At 66.3% G+C, this 1,248-nt stretch carries 1 protein-coding gene; it reads left to right on the top strand.

All coding sequences use genetic code 11. The features are described 5' to 3' along the window. Positions 1-1,248 (top strand): condensation domain-containing protein (locus E5A73_RS21130; RefSeq protein WP_206366572.1); only part of this gene is annotated, 1,248 nt, incomplete at both ends.

Genomic DNA, 1,248 nt, shown 5'->3' with positions numbered 1-1,248 from the left:
CTCGATATGGCGGCGCTGCAGCGCAGTCTCGATGCACTGTTTGCACGTCATGAGGCGTTGCGTACGGTGTTCGCGGCCCGCGACGGCACGCCCGAGGTCCGCCTGCTTGATGCACAAGTGGGCCTGCCACTGACCTTGCATGATCTTGGCGAGGCTGCGGACCGGGAGGGTGCGCTGGCGCGGCTGGAGGCCGAGGAGGCTGCGGCGCCCTTCGACCTCGAGACGGGTCCGCTGATCCGGGCGCGGCTGATCCGCATGGCCGACGAGGACCATATGCTGCTGCTCACGATGCACCACATCGTGTCGGACGGCTGGTCGATGGCCATCCTCAACCGCGAGCTCAACGCGCTTTACGCAGCCTTTATCGAGGGGCGCGAGGATCCGTTACCGCCGCTGGCGATCCAGTATCCCGATTACGCCGCCTGGCAACGCGAGTGGCTATCGGGCGAACGGCTGGAGGTACAGGCGGATCATTGGCGCCAGGCGCTGGCCGGGGCGACGCCGCTGCTCGATCTGCCGACCGACCGGCTGCGACCTGCACAACAGGATTTTACAGGCGCGTTCCTGCCGGTCGAACTGGACGATGCGCTTACAGCCTCTCTCAAGCGGCTTGCCCAGCGGCATGGCACGACCCTGTTCACGACCTTGCTCGCCGCCTGGTCGGTGGTGCTCTCGCGCCTGTCGGGGCAGGATGATCTGGTGATCGGCACGCCGAGCGCCAACCGCGGCCGGCGCGAGGTCGAGGATCTGATCGGGTTCTTCGTCAACACGCTTGCCTTGCGCATCGACCTGTCGGGCGAACCCAGCATATCCGAGCTCCTCGGCCGGGTGCGTGCAGTCACGCTTGCCGCCCAGGACAACCAGGACCTGCCATTCGAGCAGGTGGTGGAGATCGTCCAGCCGCCGCGCCGGCTCGACCACTCACCCGTGTTCCAGGTCATGTTCGCCTGGCATAACAATGAAGAGCAGCACATCGCGTTGCCGGGCCTCAAGGTGGAGCCGGCAGGGGTGGCATTCGACCGGGTCAAGTTCGACCTCGACCTCAACCTTGGCGAGTGGAACGGCATCATCGCCGGCAGCCTGGGCTATGCCACGGCGTTGTTCGATGCCGCGACGATCGAGCGACACCGCGACTATCTGCTGGCGGTGCTGCGGGCGATGGTCGCCGACGAACAGCAGCCGGCAGAACGGATCGCGCTGTTGGGCGATGAAGAGCGCACGCTGCTGCTCGACACCTGGAACGCGACC

Source organism: Sphingomonas gei (assembly GCF_004792685.1).
GTDB classification, from domain to species: domain Bacteria; phylum Pseudomonadota; class Alphaproteobacteria; order Sphingomonadales; family Sphingomonadaceae; genus Sphingomonas; species Sphingomonas gei.
The sequence above is the reverse complement of the archived record's forward strand: the minus strand, read 5'-3'. Positions and strand labels throughout refer to the sequence as shown.